We start from the raw sequence: 23,969 nt of genomic DNA on the forward strand, positions 1-23,969 counted from the left end.
GGGACATTTTACGCACACCGTGAGCATCGAAATGCTGCCTTTATTATGAGTTACTTATGGTCTTCCAGCCGCTATTGACGGGCCTGTGCGCCCTGTCTTAAGGCGTTCACCTACTTGACCTTATTAGCGTGTTCGGGAATTCTATCGGATTTTACTGACCGCCTACGGGCGGTCCGTTCCGCGGGGCCTTGCGTGCCCCCGTGCCAGCGCAGTGCGGTTGCCGGAACACGATTTCAACACGTTGTTTGGAGAGACAAACATGGCAAACCAAGGCGTAAATCGAGGCCGTCGCCGGTTCCTCGTCGCCGCGACATCCGTCGTAGGCGGAGCCGGGGTCGTGGCGGTGGCGACTCCGTTCCTGGCGTCCTTGCAGCCCAGCGCTCGCGCTCAGGCGGCAGGAGCTCCGGTCGAGTTCGACGTGTCCGAGGTCGAGCCCGGTCAGCGCGTCAGCATCGAATGGCGCGGTCAGCCGATCTGGATCGTGCGGCGGACTGACGAGATGCTGGAAGGTTTGTCCAAGGTGACTGATCGCCTGCGCGATCCGGACTCCGAAAACGAAGCCCAGCAACCGGAATACGCGCAGAATGAGCATCGCTCGATCAAGCCGGAAATCCTGGTGCTGATCGGGATCTGCACCCACCTCGGGTGCTCGCCCACGTTCCGCCCGGAAATCGGTCATCCCGATATGGGTTCCGACTGGCAGGGCGGCTGGCTGTGCGGCTGCCACGGTTCGCGCTTCGACATGGCCGGTCGCGTCTACCGCAACATGCCGGCGGTCGACAACCTCGAGGTGCCGCCCCACCACTACATCACGGATGACCTGCTGCTTGTGGGTGAAGACGAAGACGGAGGGACTGTCTAATGGCCGGTAACCCCGCTGAGAAGTGGCAGGGCGGTCTGCTGGGCTGGATCGATGCCCGGTTCCCGCTCTCGCAGATGTGGAATGAGCATCTGGCTCAGTATTACGCACCGAAGAACTTCAACTTCTGGTACTTCTTCGGCTCCCTTGCCCTGCTGGTGCTGGTCATCCAGATCGTCTCCGGCATCTTCCTGACCATGTTCTACAAGCCCGATGCGGATCTTGCGTTCGCGTCGGTCGAGTACATCATGCGTGACGTGGAGTGGGGCTGGCTGATTCGCTACATGCACTCCACCGGCGCCTCGATGTTCTTCGTGGTCGTCTATCTGCACATGTTCCGCGCGCTGCTGTACGGCTCCTACAAGAAGCCACGCGAGCTGATCTGGATCTTCGGTGTGCTGATCTATCTGGTGCTGATGGCCGAGGCCTTTGCCGGCTACCTGCTGCCGTGGGGTCAGATGTCCTACTGGGGCGCGCAGGTGATCGTGAACCTGTTCCAGACAATCCCGTACATCGGACCGGATCTGGTGACCTGGATTCGTGGTGACTTCCTGCTGTCCGATGCCACGCTGACGCGCTTCTTCGCGCTGCACGTGATTGCCCTGCCGCTGGTGCTGATCCTGCTGGTGGCCGCGCACATCATCGCGCTGCACGAAGTGGGTTCGAACAACCCCGACGGCGTCGAAATCAAGAAGAACAAGGACGAGAACGGCATCCCGAAGGACGGCATCCCGTTCCACCCGTACTACACCGTGAAGGACATCGTCGGCGTCGGCGTCTTCCTGATGGTGTTCGCGGTGATCATGTTCTTCTTCCCGATGGGCGGTGGCTTGTTCCTGAAGCCGGACAACATGATCCCGGCCGATCCGTTGGTGACCCCCGAACTGATTCCGCCGGTTTGGTACTTCACCTCGATGTACTCGGTGCTGCGTTCCGTGCCGGATCCGTTCCTCGGGGTGGTGGCCATGGGCCTGGCCGTGGTGATGCTGTTCTTTATCCCATGGCTGGACCGCAACCCGGTTCTGTCGATGCGCTATCGCTCGTTCGCGGCCAAGTTCAACCTGGCGGCGTTCGTGGTCGCGTTCGTGATCCTCGGCTGGTTGGGTCTGCAGCAGGCAACCACGATGGTCAGCGAGATGAGCTTCCGCTGGTCCATCGTGTACTTCGCGTTCTTCTTCCTGCTGTGGTTCCTCAGCAAGGAGCGTTCCGCGGTGTTCAGCCTGGTCGCGTTTGCGGTGGTTGTGGGTATCTACACGATCTACGACATCCTGCGTTTCGATCCGAGTGACGCCAGCATGATTATGTGGTCCTGGCTGATCCCGACCGTGCACCTGTTTGTCTGCATGGTGGCTCCGGTGTTTGCCCGGGGTCTGGGTCGTGACCGCGCCGTTCCGGAAAGGGTGACTTCGTAATGAAAACGTTTATCGCAACGACATTCGTGGCCCTCGCGGCCCTGCTCGCAACCCCGGCGGCCATGGCCGCCGGTGGTTCCGGTGACCTGCAAAAGGCCAATGTGGATGTAACCAACCAGGCGTCGCTTCAGCGGGGCGCCCGGCTGTACATGAACTACTGCATGGCCTGCCATTCCACCCAGTACATGCGCTACAACCGCGTGGGTCGGGACATCGGCCTGACTGAGGAGCAGGTGGAGCAGAATTTCATCTTCGTTACCGATCGCGACGGCGAGCTGGTGAATCCGGGCTCGTTGATGACCAACGCCATGACCAAGGAATACGCCGACGAGGCGTTCGGCGTGACCCCTCCGGATCTGACGCTGTCGACCCGGATTCATGGCGAGGACTGGGTCTATACCTTCCTCAAGAGTTTCTACATCGATGAAGACCGTCCGCTGGGCGCCAATAACAAGGTGTTCAGCAACGTCGGTATGCCGCACGTGCTGTGGGAGCTGCAGGGCTGGCAGGCGCTGGTCGAGGACGATGATGGCAATGAACGTCTCGAACTGGTGCGCAATGGTTCCATGACTCCGAGCGAGTACGATCGCGCGGTGCGAGACATCGTCACCTACCTCTCGTACATGGGTGAGCCGATGCAGCTCGACCGTCAGCGTATCGGACTGTACGTCCTGATCTTCCTGGCCGTGTTTACCTTGTTGGCCTACTTCTTGAAAAAGGAGTACTGGAAAGACGTACACTAGGCGGCCTGAACCGTCGCCGGCGGGCACTTACGGATGAGTGCCCGCCGGTGTTATTGACCGTCTGCCCGGCGCGGGAAGCCGTTGGATCGGGTAAGGGAAACGCTGATTAATGTACACACTCGCGTTGGTACTCCAGGTTTTCCGAGACAAGGCGCGGTGCGCAGCCGGTAGTGGTTCTACCGGCAAGTGCCGCAACGCAGGATCGGGGAACCTGGGGTACCAACCCCAAGGGGCTCGGCCGCTTTTGCGTGGGAACGGCGTTGCGCCTCCTTTGTGCAGAATGACTGCACGGCAGTCACCGCGCCTTGTTCGCACGCAAAAGCGACTCGAGCGCGAGCGTGTACATCAATCAGTGTTTCCCTAGGGAGAAAGCCATGGCGCTGGTCGCCAATCGTCGTTCCGTAATGACTCTGTTTTCCGCTCACGACTGCGTGCGCTGCCATCGCGTGCGCATTATCCTCGCCGAGAAGGACATCGCGGTGGATGTCGTCAACCTCGGGCCGGACGAGCTTCCCGAGGATCTCTCGGATCTCAACCCCTACAACGAGGTGCCGACCCTGGTGGATCGGGATCTGGCGCTGTATGGGACCCACGTGATCACCGAATACCTGGACGAGCGTTTCCCGCATCCACCGCTGATGCCGGTGGATCCGGTCTCCCGCGCGGCCGCGCGTCTGGCGCTCTATCGCGTCGAACGCGACTGGTACGAGGGGCTCGATGCGGTGAAGAAGGCCTCCGGTGGGGGCCTGACCAAGGCGCGCAAGATCCTGCGCGAGAGCCTGCTGAATTCGGCCGAGATCTTCGAGCTGAAACCGTACTTCCTGAGTGACGAGTTCAGCATCGTCGACTGCGCGATCGCCCCGGTCATGTGGCGTCTGCCGGCCCTGGGAATCGATCTCGATTCGCTTCCGACCGCAATTCAGGAATACGCGGATCGCGTGTGCAAGCGCGAATCCTTCCAGATTAGTCTCACCGAGGCCGAGCGCGAGCTGAGGCTGTGACCTCTTCGCGTCCCTATCTGCTCCGGGCCCTGTGGGAGTGGATCACGGATAACGGCTTTACGCCGCACATCCTGGTCGACGCCACGGTGGAGGGTACGCTGGTGCCCGATGCCTTTGTCGAACAGGGCAAGATCACGCTCAATATTGGCCCTTCGGCCGTTCAGGCCCTGAATATCGGAGACGAGGCCGTGGCATTCTCCGCCCGCTTTGCCGGGAACCCGATGGATGTCTACGTGCCCACGCAGGCAGTGCTGGCCGTTTACGCGCGCGAGAACGGGCAGGGCATGATGTTCGGCAGCGAGCCGGGTCCGGGGCCGGAGGATGGCCCGGGCGGCGATGGGCCGGACGACTCCGGTCCCTCGGGTTCGGATCAGGACGGGGACAAGTCGGGCGCCAAGCGCAAGGGCCCTGCCCTGAAGGTCGTCAAGTAGTATTTGTGATGTCGGGCCCCGGCGCCTTGCCGGGGTTCAGGATGTTGTCGGGATCGAAGCTCTGCTTGATCCCGGCCATCAGGTTCAGCGCCACGGGATCGATCTCTCGGCCCATGAATGCGCGCTTCACCAGTCCGATCCCGTGCTCCCCGGACAGCGTGCCCCCAAGCCCCAGCACCAGCGTGAAGACCTCGTCCAGGCAGCGCTCGGCGGCGGCCAGTTCCCGCGGGTCGTCCGGGTTCACCAGCAGGTTCACGTGGATGTTGCCGTTGCCGGCGTGACCAAAGTTCACGATCTTGATCGCGTGCGTCTCCCCGAGTTGGTCCAGCCCCGCAATCAGCTCGGGGATGCGGGAGACGGGCACGACCACATCCTCGTTGATTTTCTTGGGCGCGACGGTGCGCAGCGCCGGGGAGAGCGCCTTGCGTACGGCCCACAGGGCCTGGGCCTCTTCCGGGGTGTCCGCGCTGAGCGTCTGTAGACAGCCCGTGCCGTCTGCCACATTCCGGATGCCGCGGGTCGTCGCGTCGATCCCGGCCTCGGTGCCATCTGTCTCGATCATGAGGATGGCCCCGGCGTCGTCGGGCAGGGGGCTGTCTGGTGCATAGTCGCGGATCATCGCAATCGCCGAGTGGTCCATGAACTCCAGGGCCGATGGAACCTCCGTGCGCGCCATCAGCCGGGAAACCGCGGCTGCCGCGTCACCGACGCTGCGATACACGGCCTGGATCAGCCGGGTCGCCTCGGGTCGCGGCGTGAGGCGGAGCGTGGCTTCAGTAATGACGGCGAGCGTCCCTTCGGAGCCGATCAGCAGCCGCGTGAGGTCATAGCCGACGACGCCCTTGGTCGTGTGCACGCCCGTGCGGAAGGACTCGCCCGTGCCGGCGACCCCCGCCAGCCCCAGGGTGTTGTCGCGGGGGGTGCCGTACTTCACTGCATGCGGCCCCGCCGAGTTGTAGGCAAGATTGCCGCCGAGCGTGCAGTAGGCACTGCTCGTGGGGTCGGGTGGCCAGAAAAAACCGTGTGCGCCCGCCGCGGCCTGCACTTCGCTATTGGTGACCCCCGGCTCCGCCACCAGCCAGCGGTTCGCCGGGTCGATCTCCAGGATGCGGTTCATGCGCTCGAACGACAGGACCAGTCCGCCGTGATCGGGTACCGCGGCCCCGGTGGTGCCGGTGCCGCGCCCGCGGCAGGTCAGGGGTGCGCCCAGCCGCCGGCACAGCCGAACCACCTCGCGCACCGTCTCGGCATCGCGGGCGAAGGCCACCGCATCCGGTGCGGCGTGGAGCTTCGAGTTGTCGGCCCCGTAGGACCAGCAGTCGGCCGGGTCCAGCAGGCGGTCCTCGGCGGGCAGTAGTTGCTCGATCTCGCGCGCCAGTGGCGTCATGCCGGGTCCCCCTGAATGGCGTCGGGCAGCCACTCGATGGTGTTTTCGCCGTCCAGCAGGACCACGTCGAAGCGCACGGGGCCTTGCCAGCGGGTCTCCTGCAGATAGCCCTCGGCGGCGCGCAGCAGGCGTCTGCGTTTGCCGGCGTCGATGCTCTCGGCGCCGCCACCAAAGCCACGATGGCTGCGCTTGCGTACCTCGACCAGGACCAGTGTGTCACCCTCGCGCGCCACCAGGTCCAGCTCGCCCCAGGGGCGCCGGACGTTTCGCGCCACAAGCATGAGACCCTGCCCGGTCAGGTAGTGTGCCGCTCGGTCCTCGGCGGCTTGGCCGGCGGTGCCGGGGCGGAACATTGGTCAGTTGCCTTCGTTGGCGGATCCCAGCTGGCGTGGCGCACCGCCCTCGAATCGCGCCCATGCCGGTTCCCGTATCCAGTCGCCGCTCACCGGGTTGAGCGACCAGGTGCCGGCCCCCCCGACGATCTGGTGGTGGGCCGCCGCGCGCACCGCCCGATCGTGCAGGCTCAGGCGCAAGGCATCCATGCCGAGTGCAGTGAACCGCGGAAGTTCATCGGTTGTGTTCTCCGCCGCCTCGCCGTTCAGCGGTTCGATGGTCGCGAACAGATGGGGGGCGTCGGGGAAGACGATGCCGTTGAGGTCGCGGTCGCGATTGGTGTTCGGCTGCCCGGCATAGATGTGCGGGGTCGCCATGATCGGCAGCTGTCGTGCGCCGTGGAAATGCAGATGCGGCACAAGCTGGCGCATCTGCCGTGATGTCCCGGTCACGAACAGATGGTCGGCATCTCCCCGTACTTGGGGATCTCCCTCGAGGCTCAGTCCGGTGCGGCGCGCGACATCGCGAATGCGTGCCTCGCTCTGCTCGATACCCAGCGCATTGCCTACGCGCTCGTTGATGTCCTCGGCGTCCGGGCGCAGGCGCACGATGTCGCGCGGGCGTAGCCCGTAGTCGGAGAGCGCATCTTGGTAGGCCTGTGCCACCCGATCCCCGAATTCGCCCTCGGGGAGGATGACCAGTGGATGTCGCCAGCCGGTCCGCACCGCCCGGTCTACCACGGCGTAGGCATCCTCCTCCGGGTTCAGCGCCAGCGTACCGAAGGCACCGTTGCCATCCAGCCGGGTGCGGTTGAGGAGCAGGGTCGGCCGTGTCTCTTCGCTTGCGGCCACCGCTCGTACCGCATCTCGATCCAGCGGCCCGATGATCCGGTCCACGCCATCCTCCACACCCCGGCGGTAGAGGTCGGCCGCCGTCTCAGGGTCTCCGCGCGTATCGCGCACCACCAGTCGCCCGTGCCCACCGGTCTCGGAGTAATAGGCTCGAGTAATGCCATCGAGGATCGCGTTACCCAGTTGGGCGAGATCCCCGGAGAGGGGCAGGAGTACCAGGATGGTCTCCGGCGATTCGCTCTGGAGCGGATGGCTCGAGACCAACTCGGGGAGGAGGCTATTGGCCGGATGCGACGGGTACCGTTCCCGCCATTGGCCCGCCACCCGCCGTGCATCGTCTTGCGAGTTGACGCCCCGCAACCCTGCAAAGAGTCGCACCCACGGTTCTGCGTCGGGATTCGCGCCGGCGGCCAGGTGATCGCGCTGTCCCGGGCGCAGGCCCGACAGCAGTCCCCAGATTCGCTCCTGATTCCCGGTCTGGGCATCCGGTTCCAGCAGGAGCATGCTGTCCAGGCGCAAACGGGCGTCCAGCGCCTGATACCATTCGCGTTCGTGTTCCAGTAGGCGGGCATGCAGGGCCAGACCTTCGCGGTAGACCTCGGGCGTGCGGGTTTCGTCGTCCGGGTCATCGGCGCCGAGCCGTTCGCGTGCTGTCTCCCACTCGCTGCGTGCGGCCGCCAGGCGGCCGCCGCGCACGCGGTCGGCCAGCGGCTCGCGATGCTGGGCATCGAGATCGCCCCAGAGTGTGTCGGCCCGGTCGATCAGGTCGTCATCCGGGTCGTCCAGGCTCAGGACTGCGTCGATCGCGGCCCGCACGTTGTCGGGCTGAGGATCGGCCCAGGCTTCGTCAAGGAGGGCAGGCGCCCGCTGCTCCATTGGCAGGTCGACGATCTCGGGGCGTTCCTCCTCCGGTTCCGGGGCGGGGGTGGGATCCGGACGCGGGGTTGCGCAGCCGGCGAGGATCGCACCGGCGAGCAGGCTCAGGGCCAGGCGGCCCCGGTAGCGCCGTACGGCGGCTGGAGAGAGGTGTAAGTTCACGATAGCGGGATGCTCGGCGTATTGGGGAGTCAGTATTGAAAGCGCATCAGGTTGTGTCAACGAATTGCGGCACGTTATGGGTGGTTGCCACGCCGATCGGCAATCTGGCCGATCTGAGTCCCCGAGCCCGTGACGTGCTGGCGCGAGTGTCGCGCATCGCCGCGGAGGATACGCGACACAGCGCCGGGTTGCTGGCGCACCTGGGGGTGCAGACGTCGCTGGTGAGTCTCCACGAACATAACGAGCGCGAGCGGATCCCTTCGTTGTTGTCTGCGCTGGAGGCGGGCGACGATCTCGCGTTGATCTCGGATGCCGGTACGCCGCTGGTCTCCGATCCGGGGTATCGTCTGGTACGGGCGGCCACCGAGGCAGGACTGCCGGTGCGTGCGGTGCCTGGCGCCAGCGCGCCGCTCGCCGCGCTTGCCGTCGCTGGTCTGCCATCCGACCGTTTCTGCTTTGAGGGTTTCCTGCCACACTCCGGTGGGGCCCGCCGTCGCCGCCTGGCGGCCCTGCTGGCGCAGCCGGTGACGACGATCCTGTTCGAGTCCTCGCATCGTGTGCGCGCTGCCGCCGACGACCTGGCCGGGCTGGCCCCGGAGCGGGTCGTGTTCCTGGGGCGCGAGCTGACCAAGCAGTTCGAGGAACACTACAGAGGGCTCGCTGGCGAGCTACCGGCCTGGCTCGATGCCGACGCCAATCGCCTGCGAGGTGAATTCGTCCTGATCCTCGCGCCGGCGCCGCAGGCGGCCGACCCGGAGTCCGAGGATGCCCCGCTGGCCGACGAACATGAACGCCTGCTGGTGGCCTTGCTGGGGGAGCTCCCGTTGAAACGTGCGGTGCGGGTCGTCGCCGATGCGACCGGAGTGCCGCGCAACCGTGTCTATGCCCGTGCCCTGCGTCTGAAGTACGAGGGTTGATGGGATATTGCTTGCGTTCCCGCGGGTGCGGGCGTAAAAGGAGCGCGGGAGCTGGCCTGGCAGTCGCTGTATCCACTGGATGCGGAGGAAAGTCCGGGCTCCACAGGGCAGGACGCCAGGTAACGCCTGGGCGGCGCGAGCCGACGGAAAGTGCCGCAGAAAATACACCGCCGATGGCCTTCGGGCACAGGTAAGGGTGAAAAGGTGCGGTAAGAGCGCACCGCACGGCTGGTAACAGTCCGTGGCAGGGTAAACCCCGTCCGGAGCAAGGCCAAATAGGGGTGCATGGTGTGGCCCGCATCGCACCCGGGTAGGCTGCTCGAGGCGTCCGGTGACGGACGTCCCAGATGAATGACTGTCCACGACAGAACCCGGCTTACGGCCGGCTCCCACTTTTTCCCACCTTTGCGGCCCCCTCTGCGGGCCTGTGTCTCGCCGTGTCGGCGGTTCTTGCCAAAAAATAGTGAAGTAGTTTCTTAAGTGTTGCCCTCAAGGCGCGGCTTTTGGGGTCTTATTTTTTGGCTGCGCCGTCGCTGGGCATGCGTTCGCTAAGTCTCTGTGATTCAACGCTTATTTTTGATTTTTTCGGGTCGATTTTCTTGACTCCTGGCGATAGCCGTACCTATAGTGTCGAAAAGTGGGGAATGGTGGGAAAAGGTGGGTGACCACCGCAACCGGTACCGGCCATGTTTCGAGGCGTAAGCCAGCTCAATCTGGATGCCAAGGGTCGCTTGGCCATGCCCGCGCGCTATCGCGATGCGCTGGCGGCATCCTGTGGCGGCCAGCTGGTGATCACCGTTGACCCCGACCGTTGCCTGCTCCTGTATCCGTTCCCCGAGTGGGAGCGCATCGAGCAAAGTCTGATGTCCCGCCCCAACATGAATCCGAAGGTCCGTAACCTTCAGCGCCTCCTGGTCGGTCATGCGACCGAGTGCGAGCTGGATGGCAGCGGCCGTCTCCTGCTGCCGACGCCGCTGCGCCAGTACGCCAGCCTGGACAAGCGTGCGGTGCTGCTGGGGCAGGGCAACAAGTTCGAGATCTGGGATGCCGATTCCTGGGATGCCCGTTGCGAGCAGGCGCTGGGGGGTGACGTGGATGATGACGCGCTCGAGTCCATTGCGTTGTGACCATGATGGAAACCGTCGCTCATATCCCGGTGCTGCGCGACGCGGTGCTGGAGGGACTGGCCGTGCGCGCTGACGGGTTCTATGTGGATGGGACCTTCGGGCGCGGCGGGCACAGCCGTGCGATTCTCGATCGCCTCGGCGCCGGCGGAAACCTGCTGGCGATGGACCGGGACCCCGAGGCGGCTGCGGCCGCCTCTTCGTTTGCGGACGATCCACGCTTCTCCTTCGAGCCGGGGCCGTTCTCGGCAATGGCCGATACCCTGCGCCGACGCTTCCCCGAGCGCACCCCGGATGGCGTGTTCCTGGATCTGGGGGTCTCTTCCCCTCAACTGGACACTCCCGAGCGTGGTTTCAGCTTCCAGCACGACGGCCCGCTGGACATGCGCATGGACCCCACGCAGGGCGAGAGCGCGGCGGACTGGCTGGCCCGCGCGGAGCAGGACGAGATCGCCGACGTGATTTATCACTACGGCGAGGAGCGCCATTCCCGCCGCATCGCCCGTGCGATCGTTGCCGCGCGCGCCGAGGCCCCGATTACACGGACCGCGCAGCTGGCCGAGATCGTTCGCCGAGCAGTCCCTGGCCGCGAGCCGGGCAAGCATCCGGCTACACGCACCTTTCAGGCCCTGCGGATCCATGTGAACCGGGAGCTCGAGCAGTTGGAGCAGTGGCTCGAGACGATCCCGGCGGGCCTGCACCCGGGCGCGCGGATGGTGGTGATCAGCTTTCATTCGCTCGAGGACCGCATGGTCAAGCAGGCGCTGCGTGGCCCGCGCCCGGAAGCCCGCCTGCCGCGCGGGCTTCCGGTGATGCCCGAAACGCCCGAGCGCCCGTGGCGCCAGATCGGAAAGCCCGTGCGCGCCGATGCCGAAGAGCAGCGCCGCAACCCGCGCGCGCGCTCGGCGGTGCTGCGCGTGGGGGAGCGCACCTGATGGTGTTTCGCGGCTTCATCCTGATCATTCTGGCGACCGGGGTCTTCGCCTCCGCCGTGGGAGTAGTCGCGGCCAAGCATGAGGCGCGCCAGGCGTTTATCGCGCATCAGTCGGAACTTTCGGAGCGCGACACCCTGAATCTGGAATGGACGCAATTGCAGATCGAGCAATCGACCTGGGCGACGCAGGGCCGTATCGAGCAGCAGGCTCGTGAAGAACTGGGGATGATCAAGCCCGAGCCGGATCGCATCGTGGTGATCGGAGGGCGCACATGGGAGCGCTGAAGCGCCAGGTCAGCCATGGGCGCCTGAAGGTGCTGCTGGTCGTGTCCGCGCTGGTGCTCGTGGCCCTGGTGCTGCGCGCGATCGATCTGCAGGTGCTCAGCCGTGACTTTCTGACCCAGCAGGGCGAGCAGCGGCAGGTGCGCACGCTGACCGAGTCGGCCAACCGAGGCATGGTGACCGATCGCAACGGCGAGCCGTTGGCGATCTCGGCTCCGGTGCAGACCGCCTGGGCGAACCCCAAGGATTTGCTGGAGCAGCGCGACCGCTGGCCCGAACTGGCCGAAGCGCTGCAGGTCGATGCCGACTGGCTGGGCGAGCGCATCGAGGCGCGCGCCGGCCGGGAGTTCATGTACCTGCGTCGCCATATGCTGCCGGCCCAGGCGGAACAGGTGACGGCCCTGCGTGTGCAGGGGGTGGGGCTGACGCGCGAGTTTCGGCGCTATTACCCGCATGGCGAAACGACCTCGCACATCCTCGGCTACACGGATATTGACGATCGTGGCCAGGAGGGTATCGAGCTGGCCTTCAATGACTGGCTGTCGGGTTCGCCGGGAGCCAAGCGTGTTCTGCGTGACCGTCACGGGCGTACCATCCGTGATGTGGCCAGCATCCGCCCCGCCCGTGATGGCCGCACGCTGCGTTTGACCATCGATCAGCGCCTGCAGTATCTGGCCTACCGCGAACTGAAGGCCGCGGTGGCCGAGCACGATGCCCAGGGTGGGTCGGCGGTGCTGCTGGATGCTCGCACGGGTGATGTCCTGGCGATGGTCAATCAGCCGAGCTTCAATCCGAACAATCGTGGCTCGATCCGTTCGAACCTTGCGCGCAACCGTGCACTGACGGACAGCTTGGAGCCGGGGTCCGTAATCAAGCCCTTTACCGTTGCGGCTGCGCTGGACGCGGGCATCATCGATCCCAACGTCACCCTGGATACTCGCCCGGGCACCATGCGTGTCGGGCGTTTGACCGTGCGTGATTTCCGTGACTACGGCGTCATCGACCTCACCACCCTGATCGCGCGCTCCAGCAACGTTGGTGCGACCAAGCTGGCGCTGGACATGCCGCCCGATCGCTTCTGGCAGGTCCTTCATCAGGCCGGATTCGGCCAGTCTTCCGGCACCCATTTCCCGGGCGAAGTCAGTGGTCGGCTGCGCGACTTTCCCACCTGGCGCGAGGTCGAGCAGGCCACGATGGGGTATGGCTACGGACTGTCCATTACACCGCTGCAGATGGCCGCGTCCTATACCGCGTTTGCCAACGAGGGCCAGCGCATCCCGGTGCGGCTGGTCCACACCGCCGATGATCTGCGCGAGCCGGCCAGTGTCATGACTCCGGAAACCGCCCAGCGTGTACTGGCCATGATGGAGCACACCATTGGCTCCGAAGGGACCGCTCGCCAGGCCGCGATTGATGGGTACCGCATTGCGGGCAAGACGGGTACCAGCCGCAAGAGTGGCCCCGGGGGCTATACCGAAGACCGCTACATCTCCAGCTTTGTCGGCCTGGCACCCGCCTCGGATCCGCGTTTCGTAATGGCCGTGGTCATCGACGAACCCAACGCCGGGACGTACTTCGGTGGTGCCGTGGCCGCGCCGGTATTCCGCAACGTGATCGGCTCGGCGCTGCGGATGTTCAATGTGCGCCCGGATGCGATGCCGGAGATCCCGATGCAGATCGCCGCCGAGCGCGAGGGTTCGACATGATGGCGGCGCGCCCCGTCCAGTCTGTCGCCACGCTGGGCAGCCTGTGGCCCGCTACTGCGCCGCCATTGCCGCGAGAGGTCGCGGATCAGGGCGTCACCGATCTTGTTCAGGACAGCCGCCAGGCGGCCCCGGGTGCAGTCTTCGTGGCCCTGCGCGGGACCCAGGGACACGGCCTTGCCCATGCGCGGGCGGCGGCCGATCAGGGGGCGGTGGCTGTTCTGTGGGACGAGGCCGAGGCGGCCCCGGCCCTGGATATCCCGGTGCTGCATCTCCCCGGTCTGCGTGCCTCGCTCCCGGCGATCTGCGATGCCCTTTGGGGTGCCTGGCCGGACGAGTATCCCGTCGTCGCGGTGACGGGTACCGATGGCAAGACGTCGGTCAGTCAGTTGGTGGCGGGCGCCCTGGAGCAACTGGGGGTCCCCACGGGTGTGGTAGGGACGCTCGGCACGGGACGGTTTGGTGCCCTCGAGGACTGTGGCCACACGACCCCGGGCGTGATCGATCTGCACCGGCACCTGGCCGAGCTGGCCGCTGGCGGCTGTCGGGCGCTCGCCCTCGAGGCTTCGTCGCACGGCCTTGAGCAGGGGCGTATGGCCGGGCTTCCGGTCCGCGTGGCCGTACTGACGCGGCTCGGCTCCGATCATCTGGACTTTCACGGTAGCCAGCAGGCATATGCCGATGCCAAGGCCCGGCTGTTCGCGTGGCCAGGCCTGGAAACCGCCGTGGTCAATGCCGACGACACCTTCGGGCAGCGTCTGGTCCGCGAAACCACGGCTCGGCGCACATTGCGCTACAGCGCTGTGGGCTCGGCTGCCGACCTGGTCGCGCGGGATGTCGAAGCCGGCGCCGACGGCATTCGTTTCACGCTGGAGGCGGCAGGCGAGACATGGCCGGTCGCGTCGGCGCTGTTCGGGCTGTTCCAGGTGGGGAATCTGCTGGCGACGCTCGCGGCCCTGCATGCGCTTGGATATTCCTGGCAGGCCGGTATCGATGCCATCGCGCGCCTGCGTGGGGTGCCGGGGCGCATGGAACGCTTTGACCTGCCCGGCGGCGCGTTGCTGGTGGTGGACTATGCCCACACCGAGCAGGCCCTGGCCGCGGCGCTGGATGCTCTGCGCCCCCACACCACGGGACGCCTGATGGTCGTCTTTGGCTGCGGTGGGGATCGCGATGTGACCAAGCGCCCGGCCATGGGGCGGGCCGCTAGCGCTCGTGCCGATCAGGTGATCGTGACCGACGACAACCCGCGCTCGGAAGAACCGGCCGCGATCCGCGCCGCCGTGCTGGCTGGCTGTAAGCGGCCCGGGGCCTGTCGCGAGCAGGGCGACCGGGAGGCGGCAGTGCGCGAGGCCGTGGCCCAGGCGCGGGCGGGTGACGTGATCCTGCTGGCGGGCAAGGGACACGAAACCACGCAGCAGGTGGGTACTCGGTTCTATCCGTTTAGTGATCGCGACCTGGCCCGACAGCTCAGTGCCGGGGCGAATGCGGGAGACAGTGGGGGGGAGATCCAATGATCCGGATGACCGGACAGGAACTGGCGGACGCCGTGCGCGGGCGTCTGGAGAATGCAGGTGAGGAACGCACCTTCGAGGGGGTGTTCACCGACACCCGACAACCACTCGAAGGGGGGCTGTTCGTGGCCCTGCGTGGCCCGCGTTTTGATGCCCACGAGCATGTCACGGCCGATCTGCCGGCGGCGGCCTTGCTGGTGGAGCGCATGCTGGACGTCCCGCACCCGCAGGTGGTGGTGGGGGATACCGGCGAGGCGCTGGGGCGACTTGCCCAACATTGGCGCCGTCGCAGCCGGGCGCGGGTGATTGCGCTGACCGGATCAAATGGCAAGACCACGACCAAGGAAATGCTGCGCTGCATCCTCGAGGGCGTGGGTTCGGTACATGCCACCCAGGGCAACCTGAACAACGAGATCGGCGTGCCCCTGACCCTGCTGGCCATGCCCGAGGATACCGATTACGCGGTGATCGAGATGGGCGCCAACCATGCCGGCGAAATTGCCCGCATGGCGCGCTGGACCGAACCGATGGTCGCGATGATCACCAACGCCGGACGTGCCCATCTGGAAGGGTTTGGGAGTCTCGAGGGCGTGGCTCACGCCAAGGCCGAGATCTATTCCGGTCTGCCATCGCAGGGCGGCACGGCGGTGGTCAACCTGGACGATCCATTCGCGGACTACTGGCTGTCGCTCAATGAACACCACCATTGCCAGCGGTTTTCCCTGGAGGGGGGCGGCGAGATCGAAGGCATGTGGCAGGCCCCCGACTGCCTGCGGCTGACCATTCTGGGCGCTGGTCGAGACCTGCGTTTGGCCAGCCCGGGGCGCCATGTCGCTGCCAATGCAGTCGCAGCGGCCGCTGCGGCCAATGCGGTCGGTGTGGCGATCGATGCGATCGCCAACGGGCTGGCGCGCTGGACACCGGTGCAGGGGCGTCTGCAGGAGCTTTGGCACGTCAGTGGCGCCCGGCTTTGGGACGACACCTACAACGCCAATCCGGATTCCTTGCGAGCGGGGCTCGAGGTCCTGGCCGCGATGCCCGGTCGGCGCATCCTCGTGCTGGGTGCGATGGGCGAGCTGGGCGCCGAGACCCCGGAGCTGCACCGCGAAACCGGGGCGCTGGCCTGCGCAATGGGGGTGGACTACTGCCTGGCCCTGGGCGAGGCCGCGCGCGACAGCGCCGAGGCCTTTGGCGAGGGGGGGGAGTGGTTTGACGATCATGACGCCTTGCGGGCGCGCCTGCAGGAACTGCTGGAGGATGAGACCACGGTTCTGATCAAGGGTTCGCGCAGCCAGCACATGGAACGAATCATCGAAGGGCTGGAGCTGGCCCAGTCGGCGCGGGGGGCTGCGAATGCTGTTCGCTCTGACTGAATATCTAACGCAGTTCCATAGTGGCTTCACGGTCTTTCAGTACCTGACCCTGCGCGCCATCCTGGGCGTGGTGACCGCTCTGGCGATCGCATTGCTGATTGGTCCGGCGATGATCCGTCGGCTGACAGTCGGCAATGTGGGCCAGCAGGTCCGGGACGATGGCCCAGAGTCACACCTGAGCAAGGCCGGCACGCCGACCATGGGCGGGGCGCTGATCCTGGTCGCGGTGGCGGTCGCCACGCTGCTGTGGAGCGACCTGACCAACCGCTTTGTCTGGATCGTGCTGCTGACCACGCTGGCCTTTGGTGCGGTCGGGGGCTGGGACGATTATCTGAAACTGCGCTACGGCAACAGCAAGGGGCTGACGGCCAGGGCCAAGATCCTCTGGCAGACGCTGTTCGCGCTGGTGGCCGCCGGGGTCATCATGGGCACTGCCCAGAGTCCGGTGGAGACGAGCTTCTATCTCCCCTTTTTCAAGGAGTTCGAGTTTCATCTCGGCTGGCTGTTTATCCCGCTGGTCTGGCTGGTCGTGGTCGGATCTTCCAATGCCGTCAACTTGACCGACGGTCTCGATGGCCTGGCGATCATGCCGGCCGTACTGGTGGCCGGGGCCCTTGGAGTGTTTGCCTATGCGGCGGGGCACGCGGTGTTTGCCGAGTACCTGCAGATCCCGGCGGTCCCGGGCGTGGGGGAGGTGGGCATTTTTGCCGCTGCACTGGTCGGGGCCGGACTCGGGTTTCTGTGGTTCAACGCCTATCCCGCCCAGGTCTTCATGGGGGATGTCGGAGCCCTGGCCCTGGGGGCGGCACTAGGCATGATGGCGATCCTGACCCGCCAGGAGATCGTGCTCCTGATCATGGGCGGCATCTTCGTGCTGGAGACGCTGTCGGTAATGTTGCAGGTCGCCTCGTTCAAGCTCACCGGGCGGCGCATCTTCCGTATGGCGCCGCTGCATCACCATTTCGAACTCAAGGGCTGGCCGGAACCGCGTGTGATCGTGCGCTTCTGGATCCTCACCGTTGTGTTCGTCCTGATCGGTCTCGCGACCCTGAAGATCCGCTGACGCCATGTCGAAGCCACAGCCGCACAACCTGATCGTGGGAACCGGAGCGACGGGGCAGTCCGTCGCCCGATTCCTGCGTGCGCGTGGTGAGGCCTTTGCGATCACCGACACGCGTCGCGATCCACCGGCGCTGGCGGCCGGGGTCGACGCCACTTGGCTGGCCGAGGCCTGGGCCGGACCGCTGGACGGGCTTGAGGCCTCTCGCTATGAGCGGCTGATCGTCTCCCCGGGTGTTGCGCTAGAGCACCCGGGCGTCGAACAGGCCCGCACAGCGGGTGCGGTGATCACCGGTGACATCGACCTGTTTGCAGAAGTGGCACGGGCTCCGGTTATCGCGATCACCGGTTCCAACGGTAAGAGCACGGTCACCGCCCTGGTAGGTGAGATCCTGAGGGCCACCGGCCGCAACGTAGCGATCGGCGGTAACTTCGGCACCCCGGCGTTGGATCTCCTGGACCCGGCGGTGGAGGTCTATGTCCTGGAACTGTCGAGCTTCCAGCTCGAACGCAGCGAGCACCTGGCGCCGGCCGGAGCCGCGATTCTGAATATCTCGCCCGATCACATGGATCGCTATCCGGACCTCGGCGCTTATATTGGGGCCAAGGCCCGCATCCTCGATCGCGCGGCTCGGGGCGTGCTCAACCGCGATGACCCCTGGCTGCGCGAGTTGCCGCTGCCGGCCGGCCTGCGCGTGGTCTCGTTCGGGCTGGATGCCCCGCTGGCCTTGACCGACTTCGGCGTGACCACGGGCGAGGCCGAACCAGATCTGGTGCGTGGCGAGGAACGCCTGTTGTCCACCGCGCGCCTGCGTTTGCGCGGGCAACACAACTGGGCCAATGCCCTGGCCGCGCTGGCGCTGGCGTGGCCGTGGCTGGAGTCGCCGCAGCAACGCGCGGAGGCGCTGGCCGCGCTGGCGGATTTCGCGGGCCTGCCGCACCGCTCGCAGTGGATCGCGCGGGTGGCCGAGGTCGACTACATCAACGATTCCAAGGGCACCAACGTGGGCGCGACCCTCGCCGCGCTGCGGGGCACGCCGGGGCCGCTGGTACTGATCGCCGGCGGCCAGGGCAAGGGGCAGGACTTTTCGCCGCTGGCTGACTACGTACCCGGCAAGGTCCGGGGCGTGGTGCTGCTTGGCGAGGATGCCCCGTTGATCGCCCGGGCGCTGGCCTCAGTGGTGCCGGTTCAGCGGGTGGACGACATGACTGCCGCCGTCGAGCAGGCGGCCGCCTGGGCGCAGCCCGGCGACACCGTACTGCTCTCGCCGGGTTGCGCGAGCCTCGACATGTACGAGAACTACCAGGCACGCGGCGACGATTTCGCGCGGGCCGTGCGGGAGCGAGCGGCATGAGTACCGGATCGCTGCCCCTCGGCCTGCCTTCGCGCGACTCGCTCGACGGGTTGCGCAACAGCGTGGATCTCCCGCTGCTGGCCGCGTCCGCGTTGCTGCTGGGGCTTGGCCTGATCATGGTGGCTTCTGCCTCGATGGATCTCGGCGAGCGCTACTTCGCCAATACCTGGCACTTCTTCCAGCGCCAGGTTCTGTTCGCTGCCATCGGGTTGGCGCTGGCAACGCTCATGTGGACGGTCCCGCTGCAGCGCTGGGAGCGCGCCGGGCCGTGGTTACTGATCCTGGTGATGGTGCTGCTGATAGCGGTGTTGCTGCCGGGCGTGGGCCGGACGGTTAATGGTGCCACCCGCTGGATCCCGATCGGCATGTTCAATCTCCAGGTGGCCGAACCGGTGAAGCTGCTGGTGGTGATGTACCTGGCCGGCTACATCGTGCGCCACTACTCCACTCTGCGGCTGCACCTGCTGGGCTTTGTACGTCCTCTGGTCGTACTCGGGTTCGGGACGGTGCTCCTGCTGCTGCAACCGGACTTTGGCGGCGCGGCCATCATGCTGGCGATCGGCATGGGCATGCTGTTCCTGGCTGGCGCCAAGTTGTGGCAGTTCGTCGCGCTGGGCGCGACCATCGCGGTGGGGATGGCGTTCGTCGCGGTGGCCGCCCCTTATCGGGTCGCGCGTCTGACCGCGTTCCTGGACCCCTGGCAGGACCCGTTCGCGACCGGCTTCCAGCTGACACAGTCGCTGATCGCGATCGGCTCGGGTGGCTGGTTCGGTGCCGGTCTGGGGAACAGCGTGCAGAAGCTGTTCTACCTGCCGGAGGCCCACAACGACTTCCTGTTCGCGGTCTTCGCCGAGGAGTTCGGATTTGTCGGTGTGATTGCCCTGATCGCGCTGTTTGCAGTCGTGGTCTGGCGCTGCGTGAAGATTGGACTCTGGGCGGAGCGTGCGGGCCATGCATTCGGTTCGCACCTGGCCTTCGGCGTCGCAATCTGGCTGGCGCTGCAAAGCGCTCTCAACGTCGCCGTCAACATGGGCCTGCTGCCGACCAAGGGTATGACCCTGCCGTTTCTCAGCTACGGCGGCAGTTCGCTGATCGTCTCGCTGATGGCGATCGGTCTGGTGATGCGGGTTTATCGCGAGGCGCAGATCCCGGCCCCGCGCCAGTCGACCTCGCCGCGGCGCAAGAGGGGGCGGGCATGAACAATCCCCTGCGCATCCTGATTATGGCCGGCGGTACCGGCGGACACGTATTTCCGGGACTGGCCGTCGCCGAGGCCCTGCGCGCCCGTGGCGCCGAGGTCCTCTGGCTGGGCAGCGCGCGCGGGATCGAGACGCGTCTGGTGCCTGCGGCGGGAATCGAGCTGCACACCCTTCCGATCAGTGGGGTGCGCGGCAAGGGCCTGATGGGGCTGCTGCTGGCGCCCTGGCGCCTCGGGATCTCGCTGTGGGCGGCGTTGGCCCTGATTACCCGGTTGCGCCCGGCCGCGGTGATCGGCTTTGGTGGCTTCGCGGCCGGTCCCGGTGGCCTGATGGCCGCCGCGCTGGGCCGCCCGCTGGCGATCCATGAGCAGAACGCGGTGGCTGGTCTGACCAACCGCTGGCTGGCGCGCATCGCGGACCGGGTCTATGCGGGCTTCGATCATGCCTTCCCGGAGCGCCATACGGTGACCGTAGTGGGCAATCCGGTGCGCGCGGAGATTGCCGCGTTGCCGGAGCCGGAGCAGCGCTTCGACGAGCGGTCCGGCCCGCTGCGGCTGCTGATACTGGGTGGCAGCCTTGGGGCGCGCTCGCTGAACCGCATCGTGCCGGCGGGGCTCGAGCAGGCCCGCGACGCGCAGCCGCTGATCATTCGCCACCAGGCCGGGGAGCGCACGCTGGACGAGGCGCGCGCGGCCTATGCCGAGACCGCACTGGAATATGAGGTAACCCCGTTCATCGACGACATGGCCGAGGCCTATGCCTGGGCGGATCTGGTGATCTGCCGCGCTGGTGCGTTGACCGTGGCCGAGGTTGCGGCGGCCGGGGTCCCGACCTTGTTCGTGCCCTATCCGCATGCGGTCGACGATCACCAGACCGCGAATGCCCGCGCCCTGGTCGAGGCGGGTGCGGCCTGGTGCCTGGCGGATGCCGATCTGACGCCCGAGCGGATCGCCAAGATCGTGCGTCCGTTGGGGCGCGAGGCCCTGCGCGCGCGCGCGCGCCTGGCCCGCGAACAGGCCTGCCCGGACACCGCCGAGCGTCTGGCCGAGGCCTGCCTGGAGATGGCCAATGCCCGGCGCGGGAGGAAGAGCTCATGAACGCCCCGCGCCTGCCACGCCACGCGATGCGCCGCATCCGCCGTATTCACTGTGTCGGGATCGGTGGTTCCGGCATGAGCGGGATCGCCGAGGTCCTGCATCAGCTGGGCTACGAGGTCTCCGGATCGGATCTCGGGCAGTCGGCAATGGTCGCGCGGCTGACTGGAATGGGCATCCCGGTGGCCCCCGCCCATACCGAAGAGAATGTTGCCGAGGCCGACGTGCTGGTTGTCTCCAGCGCGATCGACCCTTCCAACCCCGAGGTGCAGGCGGCCCGCCGCCGCGGGATCCCGATCGTGCGGCGCGCAGAAATGCTCGCGGAGCTGATGCGCTTTCGCTACGGCATCGCAGTGGCCGGTACCCACGGCAAGACCACCACGACCAGCCTGGTGGCAAGCGTCCTCGCCGAGGCCGGCATGGATCCCACCTTCGTGATTGGCGGTCGGCTGAACAGCACCGCCAGTCACTCGAACCTGGGGGCGGGCGACTACCTGGTGGCCGAGGCCGACGAGAGCGACGCCTCGTTCCTGCACCTGCAGCCGATGATCAGCATCGTGACCAACATCGATGCCGACCACCTCGGGACCTACGGCAACGACTTCGGCAACCTGCGGGCGACCTTCCTGGAGTTCCTGCATCACCTGCCGTTCTACGGCATCGCCGTGCTTTGCGCGGACGACCCGCAGGTGCGCGATCTCTATCCCGAACTGGAGCGCCCGCGTCTGACCTACGGCATCGAGGCGGAAGCCGATGTGCGCGCCCTGAACGTGCGCCAGGAAGGCGTCCGCATGTTCTTCGACCTGAAGCTGCCGGGGCAGACCGCGTTCCCGGTCACCCTGAACCTGCCCGGGCGGCACAACGTGCTCAACGCCCTGGCCGCGGCGGCCGTCGCGCACGAGTTGGAGGTTGCCCCCGAGGCAATCCAGGCGGCGCTCGAGCGCTTCCAGGGGATCGGGCGGCGCTTCCAGGTGCAGGAGCTCGAGACCGCGCAGGGTCCGCTGACCCTGGTCGACGACTACGGCCATCACCCGCGCGAGATTGCAGCGACCCAGGCCGCGGCACGTGACGCCTGGCCCGACCGGCGGCGTATCACCGTGTTCCAGCCGCACCGTTACACGCGCACCCGCGACCTGTTCGAGGATTTCGCCGAGGCCTTGTCCGAGGCCGATGTGCTGATCCTGCTGGAGGTGTATCCCGCCGGCGAGGAGCCGATCCCCAGCGCCGATGGCCGCAGCCTTGCCCGTGCGATCCGTCTGCGTGGGCAGGTCGAGCCGGTGTTCGTCGAGCATGCGGCCGACGTCGCCGACGTCCTGTCGGGGATGCTGAAGTCGAACGACGTCGTGATCACCCAGGGGGCCGGCGATATCGGCCGGCTGGCCAGCCTGTTACCGGAACAGCTGGGGGCGAAGCGCTCCGGGGGGACGACATGATGGCGGCACGCGCGGTGGAACCGGTGGACGGCCCGTTTGCACATGCCCCTCGGGGCGAGGTGCGGCCCGATGCCCCGCTGGCGGGGCTGACTTCCTGGCGTGTGGGCGGTCCGGCTGACTGGCTGTTCCGGCCGGTGGATCGGGCCGACCTGGTGTCGGCGCTGGCGGATCACGCTCGCCAGGCCCCCGCGATGCCGGTCACCTTCCTGGGGCTGGGCAGCAACGTGCTGATCCGCGACGGCGGCATCGAAGGACTGGTGGTCCACCTGTCCGGTGTGATCAACGAGCGCGAGCGTCTGGAGGGCAACCGCGTGTGGCTCGGAGCAGGGCTTGCCTGCGCCCAGGCCGCACGGTTCTGCGCCCGTCAGGGACTGGTAGGCGGTGAATTCCTGGCCGGCATCCCGGGCACCCTGGGCGGTGCCTTGCGCATGAACGCGGGGGCCTGGGGCGGCGAGATCTGGCCGCTGGTCGAGTCGGTATCCACCGTGGATGCCACCGGACAGGAACACCAGCGCGAGCCGGGCGAGTACCGCATTGGCTATCGCAGCGTGGAGGGCCCGGACGAGTGGTTTACCGGCGGTGTGCTGCAGCTGGAGCCGGGCGATCCGGCTGCTGGCACGGCACGTATCAAGGAGCTCCTGCGGGAGCGTTCGCGCAAGCAGCCGCTGGGTCTGCCGTCGTGCGGATCGGTGTTCCGCAACCCGCCCGGCGATCACGCCGCGCGCCTGATCGAGGCGGCGGGGTTGAAGGGGCTGCGTCACGGCGGCGCGGAGATTTCCTCCAAGCACGCGAACTTCATTACCCACGATGGTTCGGCGCAGGCCGCCGACATCGAGTGGCTGCTGAACCATGCCCAAAGCGAGGTGGAGCGGCGCTTGGGTGTACGCCTGGAGCCCGAGGTGCGGCTGCTGGGTCGACCGGGCCCCATGGACGAGACAATCGAGGGAAGACAATGAGCAGGCGCAAACCGGAAGACTACGGGCGCGTGGCGGTCCTGATGGGGGGCTGGTCCGGCGAGCGGGACATCTCGCTCAAGAGTGGCAATGCCGTGCTGGCCGCGCTGTGCCGCCAGGGCGTCGATGCCCATGCTGTCGATCTCACACCCGAGACGGCGCGCTGCATGGCACTGGAGGGCTACGACCGGGTGTTCATCGCGCTGCATGGCGAGTGCGGCGAAGACGGGACACTGCAGGGCTGTCTTGACATGGCCGGCATGCCCTACACCGGGACCGGGGTCCTCGGCTCGGCGCTGGGCATGGACAAGCTGGCCTGCAAGCGCCTCTGGGCGGGCACGAACCTCCCGAGTGCGCCCTATCGGCTGCTGACGCCGGGCTTCGATCCGGAGGCGGTGGCCGACGCCCTCGGCCTGCCATTGATCGTGAAGCCCGCGCGCGGTGGTTCCAGCCTGGGTATCACACGAGTTGATCGTGCCGAGGACCTGCCGGCTGCCTTTGATGCGGCGCGCGTGCAGCCGGGGCAGGTGTTCGCCGAGCAGTGGATCACCGGACGCGAATACACCGTTGCGGTGCTCGGTAACGAGCCCCTGCCGGTGATCGAGATCCGCGCGGCGACCGGATTCTACGACTACCACGCGAAGTACGAGGCGGACGATACCGGCTACCTGTGCCCGCCCCCGGACCTGTCGCGCAGTGCGCAACTGGAGCTGCAGTCGCTGGCAATCGCCGCCTTTGCCGCCCTCGAGGGCTGTGGCTGGGGCCGGGTGGACATCCTGCAGGACGAACATGGCGAAAACTTCCTGATCGAGGTCAACACCATCCCCGGTATGACCGACCACTCGCTGGTGCCGAAGGCCGCCGCGCATGCGGGCATCGACTTCGACGAACTGTGCCTGCGCATCCTCGATTCCAGCTTCGAATGCGGAGGGCTGCGTTGAACGCGCGACGCACAACGCGACCCGCGCGGCGGC

The 23,969-nt window shown here is 66.6% G+C and carries 22 protein-coding genes and 1 other RNA gene; 20 read left to right on the plus strand and 3 right to left on the minus strand.

Features of this window, described 5'->3' with window-relative positions:
- The first annotated feature begins 259 nt into the window (after positions 1-259).
- The 5 genes from petA (at position 260) to C935_RS0111190 (ending at position 4,446) form a co-directional block, all read left to right on the plus strand.
- A complete protein-coding gene (gene petA / locus C935_RS0111170; RefSeq protein WP_026278776.1) occupies positions 260-862 on the plus strand; it encodes a ubiquinol-cytochrome c reductase iron-sulfur subunit in 603 nt (200 codons plus the stop codon).
- Positions 862-2,271, plus strand: coding sequence for a cytochrome b N-terminal domain-containing protein (locus tag C935_RS0111175; RefSeq protein WP_018862584.1), 1,410 nt, complete (start codon positions 862-864; stop codon positions 2,269-2,271). The genes petA and C935_RS0111175 overlap by 1 nt, the downstream gene beginning before the upstream one ends.
- Positions 2,271-3,014 carry a cytochrome c1 gene (locus C935_RS0111180; protein ID WP_018862585.1) on the plus strand — a complete coding sequence of 248 codons (744 nt, stop codon included), beginning with the start codon at positions 2,271-2,273 and terminating at the stop codon, positions 3,012-3,014. The genes C935_RS0111175 and C935_RS0111180 overlap by 1 nt, the downstream gene beginning before the upstream one ends.
- A 374-nt stretch (positions 3,015-3,388) precedes the next feature.
- A complete protein-coding gene (locus tag C935_RS0111185) occupies positions 3,389-4,015 on the plus strand; it encodes a glutathione S-transferase N-terminal domain-containing protein (protein ID WP_018862586.1) in 627 nt (208 codons plus the stop codon).
- Positions 4,012-4,446, plus strand: a complete 435-nt coding sequence (locus tag C935_RS0111190) for a ClpXP protease specificity-enhancing factor (protein ID WP_018862587.1) — start codon at positions 4,012-4,014, stop codon at positions 4,444-4,446. The genes C935_RS0111185 and C935_RS0111190 overlap by 4 nt, the downstream gene beginning before the upstream one ends.
- On the opposite strand, the gene C935_RS0111195 is transcribed toward C935_RS0111190, so the two are convergent.
- The 3 genes from C935_RS0111195 to C935_RS0111205 are packed head-to-tail and all read right to left on the minus strand — an operon-like array spanning position 4,439 to position 8,055.
- The gene (locus C935_RS0111195) at positions 4,439-5,833 is read right to left on the minus strand and encodes an FAD-binding oxidoreductase (RefSeq protein WP_018862588.1); all 1,395 of its coding nucleotides are present in this window, start codon (positions 5,831-5,833) and stop codon (positions 4,439-4,441) included. The two genes, C935_RS0111190 and C935_RS0111195, sit on opposite strands and share 8 nt — an antisense overlap.
- On the minus strand, positions 5,830-6,186 hold the full coding sequence (locus C935_RS0111200) for a YraN family protein (protein ID WP_018862589.1): 357 nt from the start codon (positions 6,184-6,186) through the stop codon (positions 5,830-5,832). The genes C935_RS0111195 and C935_RS0111200 overlap by 4 nt, the downstream gene beginning before the upstream one ends.
- 3 nt (positions 6,187-6,189) lie before the next feature.
- Entirely contained in the window at positions 6,190-8,055 is a 1,866-nt protein-coding gene (locus C935_RS0111205) for a penicillin-binding protein activator (protein WP_018862590.1), read from the minus strand.
- Between the two features lie 80 nt (positions 8,056-8,135).
- Between C935_RS0111205 and rsmI the strand changes: the two genes are divergently transcribed.
- From rsmI to C935_RS0111275, 15 genes are all read left to right on the plus strand, one after another.
- Positions 8,136-8,972, plus strand: coding sequence for a 16S rRNA (cytidine(1402)-2'-O)-methyltransferase (gene rsmI, locus C935_RS0111210; protein ID WP_018862591.1), 837 nt, complete (start codon positions 8,136-8,138; stop codon positions 8,970-8,972).
- A 47-nt stretch (positions 8,973-9,019) separates the two neighbouring features.
- Positions 9,020-9,366: RNase P RNA component class A (rnpB, locus tag C935_RS12855), an RNA gene on the plus strand.
- Positions 9,367-9,658: 292 nt separating this feature from the next.
- Positions 9,659-10,099, plus strand: a complete 441-nt coding sequence (mraZ, locus tag C935_RS0111215; RefSeq protein ID WP_018862592.1) for a division/cell wall cluster transcriptional repressor MraZ — start codon at positions 9,659-9,661, stop codon at positions 10,097-10,099.
- Positions 10,100-10,104: 5 nt separating this feature from the next.
- Positions 10,105-11,031 (plus strand): 16S rRNA (cytosine(1402)-N(4))-methyltransferase RsmH, encoded by a 927-nt coding sequence (gene rsmH, locus C935_RS0111220; protein WP_038040618.1) that lies wholly within the window; start codon positions 10,105-10,107, stop codon positions 11,029-11,031.
- Positions 11,031-11,315, plus strand: a complete 285-nt coding sequence (gene ftsL / locus C935_RS0111225; RefSeq protein ID WP_018862594.1) for a cell division protein FtsL — start codon at positions 11,031-11,033, stop codon at positions 11,313-11,315. The genes rsmH and ftsL overlap by 1 nt, the downstream gene beginning before the upstream one ends.
- Positions 11,303-13,018 (plus strand): penicillin-binding protein 2, encoded by a 1,716-nt coding sequence (locus tag C935_RS0111230; RefSeq protein ID WP_018862595.1) that lies wholly within the window; start codon positions 11,303-11,305, stop codon positions 13,016-13,018. Before ftsL ends, C935_RS0111230 begins: the two co-directional genes overlap by 13 nt.
- Positions 13,015-14,532 (plus strand): UDP-N-acetylmuramoyl-L-alanyl-D-glutamate--2,6-diaminopimelate ligase, encoded by a 1,518-nt coding sequence (locus C935_RS0111235; protein ID WP_018862596.1) that lies wholly within the window; start codon positions 13,015-13,017, stop codon positions 14,530-14,532. The genes C935_RS0111230 and C935_RS0111235 overlap by 4 nt, the downstream gene beginning before the upstream one ends.
- Positions 14,529-15,902 carry a UDP-N-acetylmuramoyl-tripeptide--D-alanyl-D-alanine ligase gene (gene murF / locus C935_RS0111240; protein WP_018862597.1) on the plus strand — a complete coding sequence of 458 codons (1,374 nt, stop codon included), beginning with the start codon at positions 14,529-14,531 and terminating at the stop codon, positions 15,900-15,902. The genes C935_RS0111235 and murF overlap by 4 nt, the downstream gene beginning before the upstream one ends.
- On the plus strand, positions 15,883-16,965 hold the full coding sequence (mraY, locus tag C935_RS0111245; RefSeq protein ID WP_018862598.1) for a phospho-N-acetylmuramoyl-pentapeptide-transferase: 1,083 nt from the start codon (positions 15,883-15,885) through the stop codon (positions 16,963-16,965). The genes murF and mraY overlap by 20 nt, the downstream gene beginning before the upstream one ends.
- A gap of 4 nt (positions 16,966-16,969) precedes the next feature.
- Positions 16,970-18,316, plus strand: coding sequence for a UDP-N-acetylmuramoyl-L-alanine--D-glutamate ligase (gene murD / locus C935_RS0111250; protein ID WP_018862599.1), 1,347 nt, complete (start codon positions 16,970-16,972; stop codon positions 18,314-18,316).
- Positions 18,313-19,515, plus strand: a complete 1,203-nt coding sequence (gene ftsW, locus C935_RS0111255) for a putative lipid II flippase FtsW (RefSeq protein WP_018862600.1) — start codon at positions 18,313-18,315, stop codon at positions 19,513-19,515. The genes murD and ftsW overlap by 4 nt, the downstream gene beginning before the upstream one ends.
- The gene (gene murG / locus C935_RS0111260; RefSeq protein ID WP_018862601.1) at positions 19,512-20,612 is read left to right on the plus strand and encodes an undecaprenyldiphospho-muramoylpentapeptide beta-N-acetylglucosaminyltransferase; all 1,101 of its coding nucleotides are present in this window, start codon (positions 19,512-19,514) and stop codon (positions 20,610-20,612) included. Before ftsW ends, murG begins: the two co-directional genes overlap by 4 nt.
- Positions 20,609-22,042, plus strand: a complete 1,434-nt coding sequence (gene murC / locus C935_RS0111265) for a UDP-N-acetylmuramate--L-alanine ligase (protein ID WP_018862602.1) — start codon at positions 20,609-20,611, stop codon at positions 22,040-22,042. Before murG ends, murC begins: the two co-directional genes overlap by 4 nt.
- The gene (gene murB, locus C935_RS0111270) at positions 22,039-22,998 is read left to right on the plus strand and encodes a UDP-N-acetylmuramate dehydrogenase (RefSeq protein ID WP_018862603.1); all 960 of its coding nucleotides are present in this window, start codon (positions 22,039-22,041) and stop codon (positions 22,996-22,998) included. The genes murC and murB overlap by 4 nt, the downstream gene beginning before the upstream one ends.
- The gene (locus C935_RS0111275) at positions 22,995-23,936 is read left to right on the plus strand and encodes a D-alanine--D-alanine ligase (RefSeq protein ID WP_018862604.1); all 942 of its coding nucleotides are present in this window, start codon (positions 22,995-22,997) and stop codon (positions 23,934-23,936) included. The genes murB and C935_RS0111275 overlap by 4 nt, the downstream gene beginning before the upstream one ends.
- Positions 23,937-23,969: the final 33 nt, after the last annotated feature.

The organism is Thioalkalivibrio sp. ALJ3 (genome assembly GCF_000377205.1).
Taxonomy (GTDB): domain Bacteria; phylum Pseudomonadota; class Gammaproteobacteria; order Ectothiorhodospirales; family Ectothiorhodospiraceae; genus Thioalkalivibrio.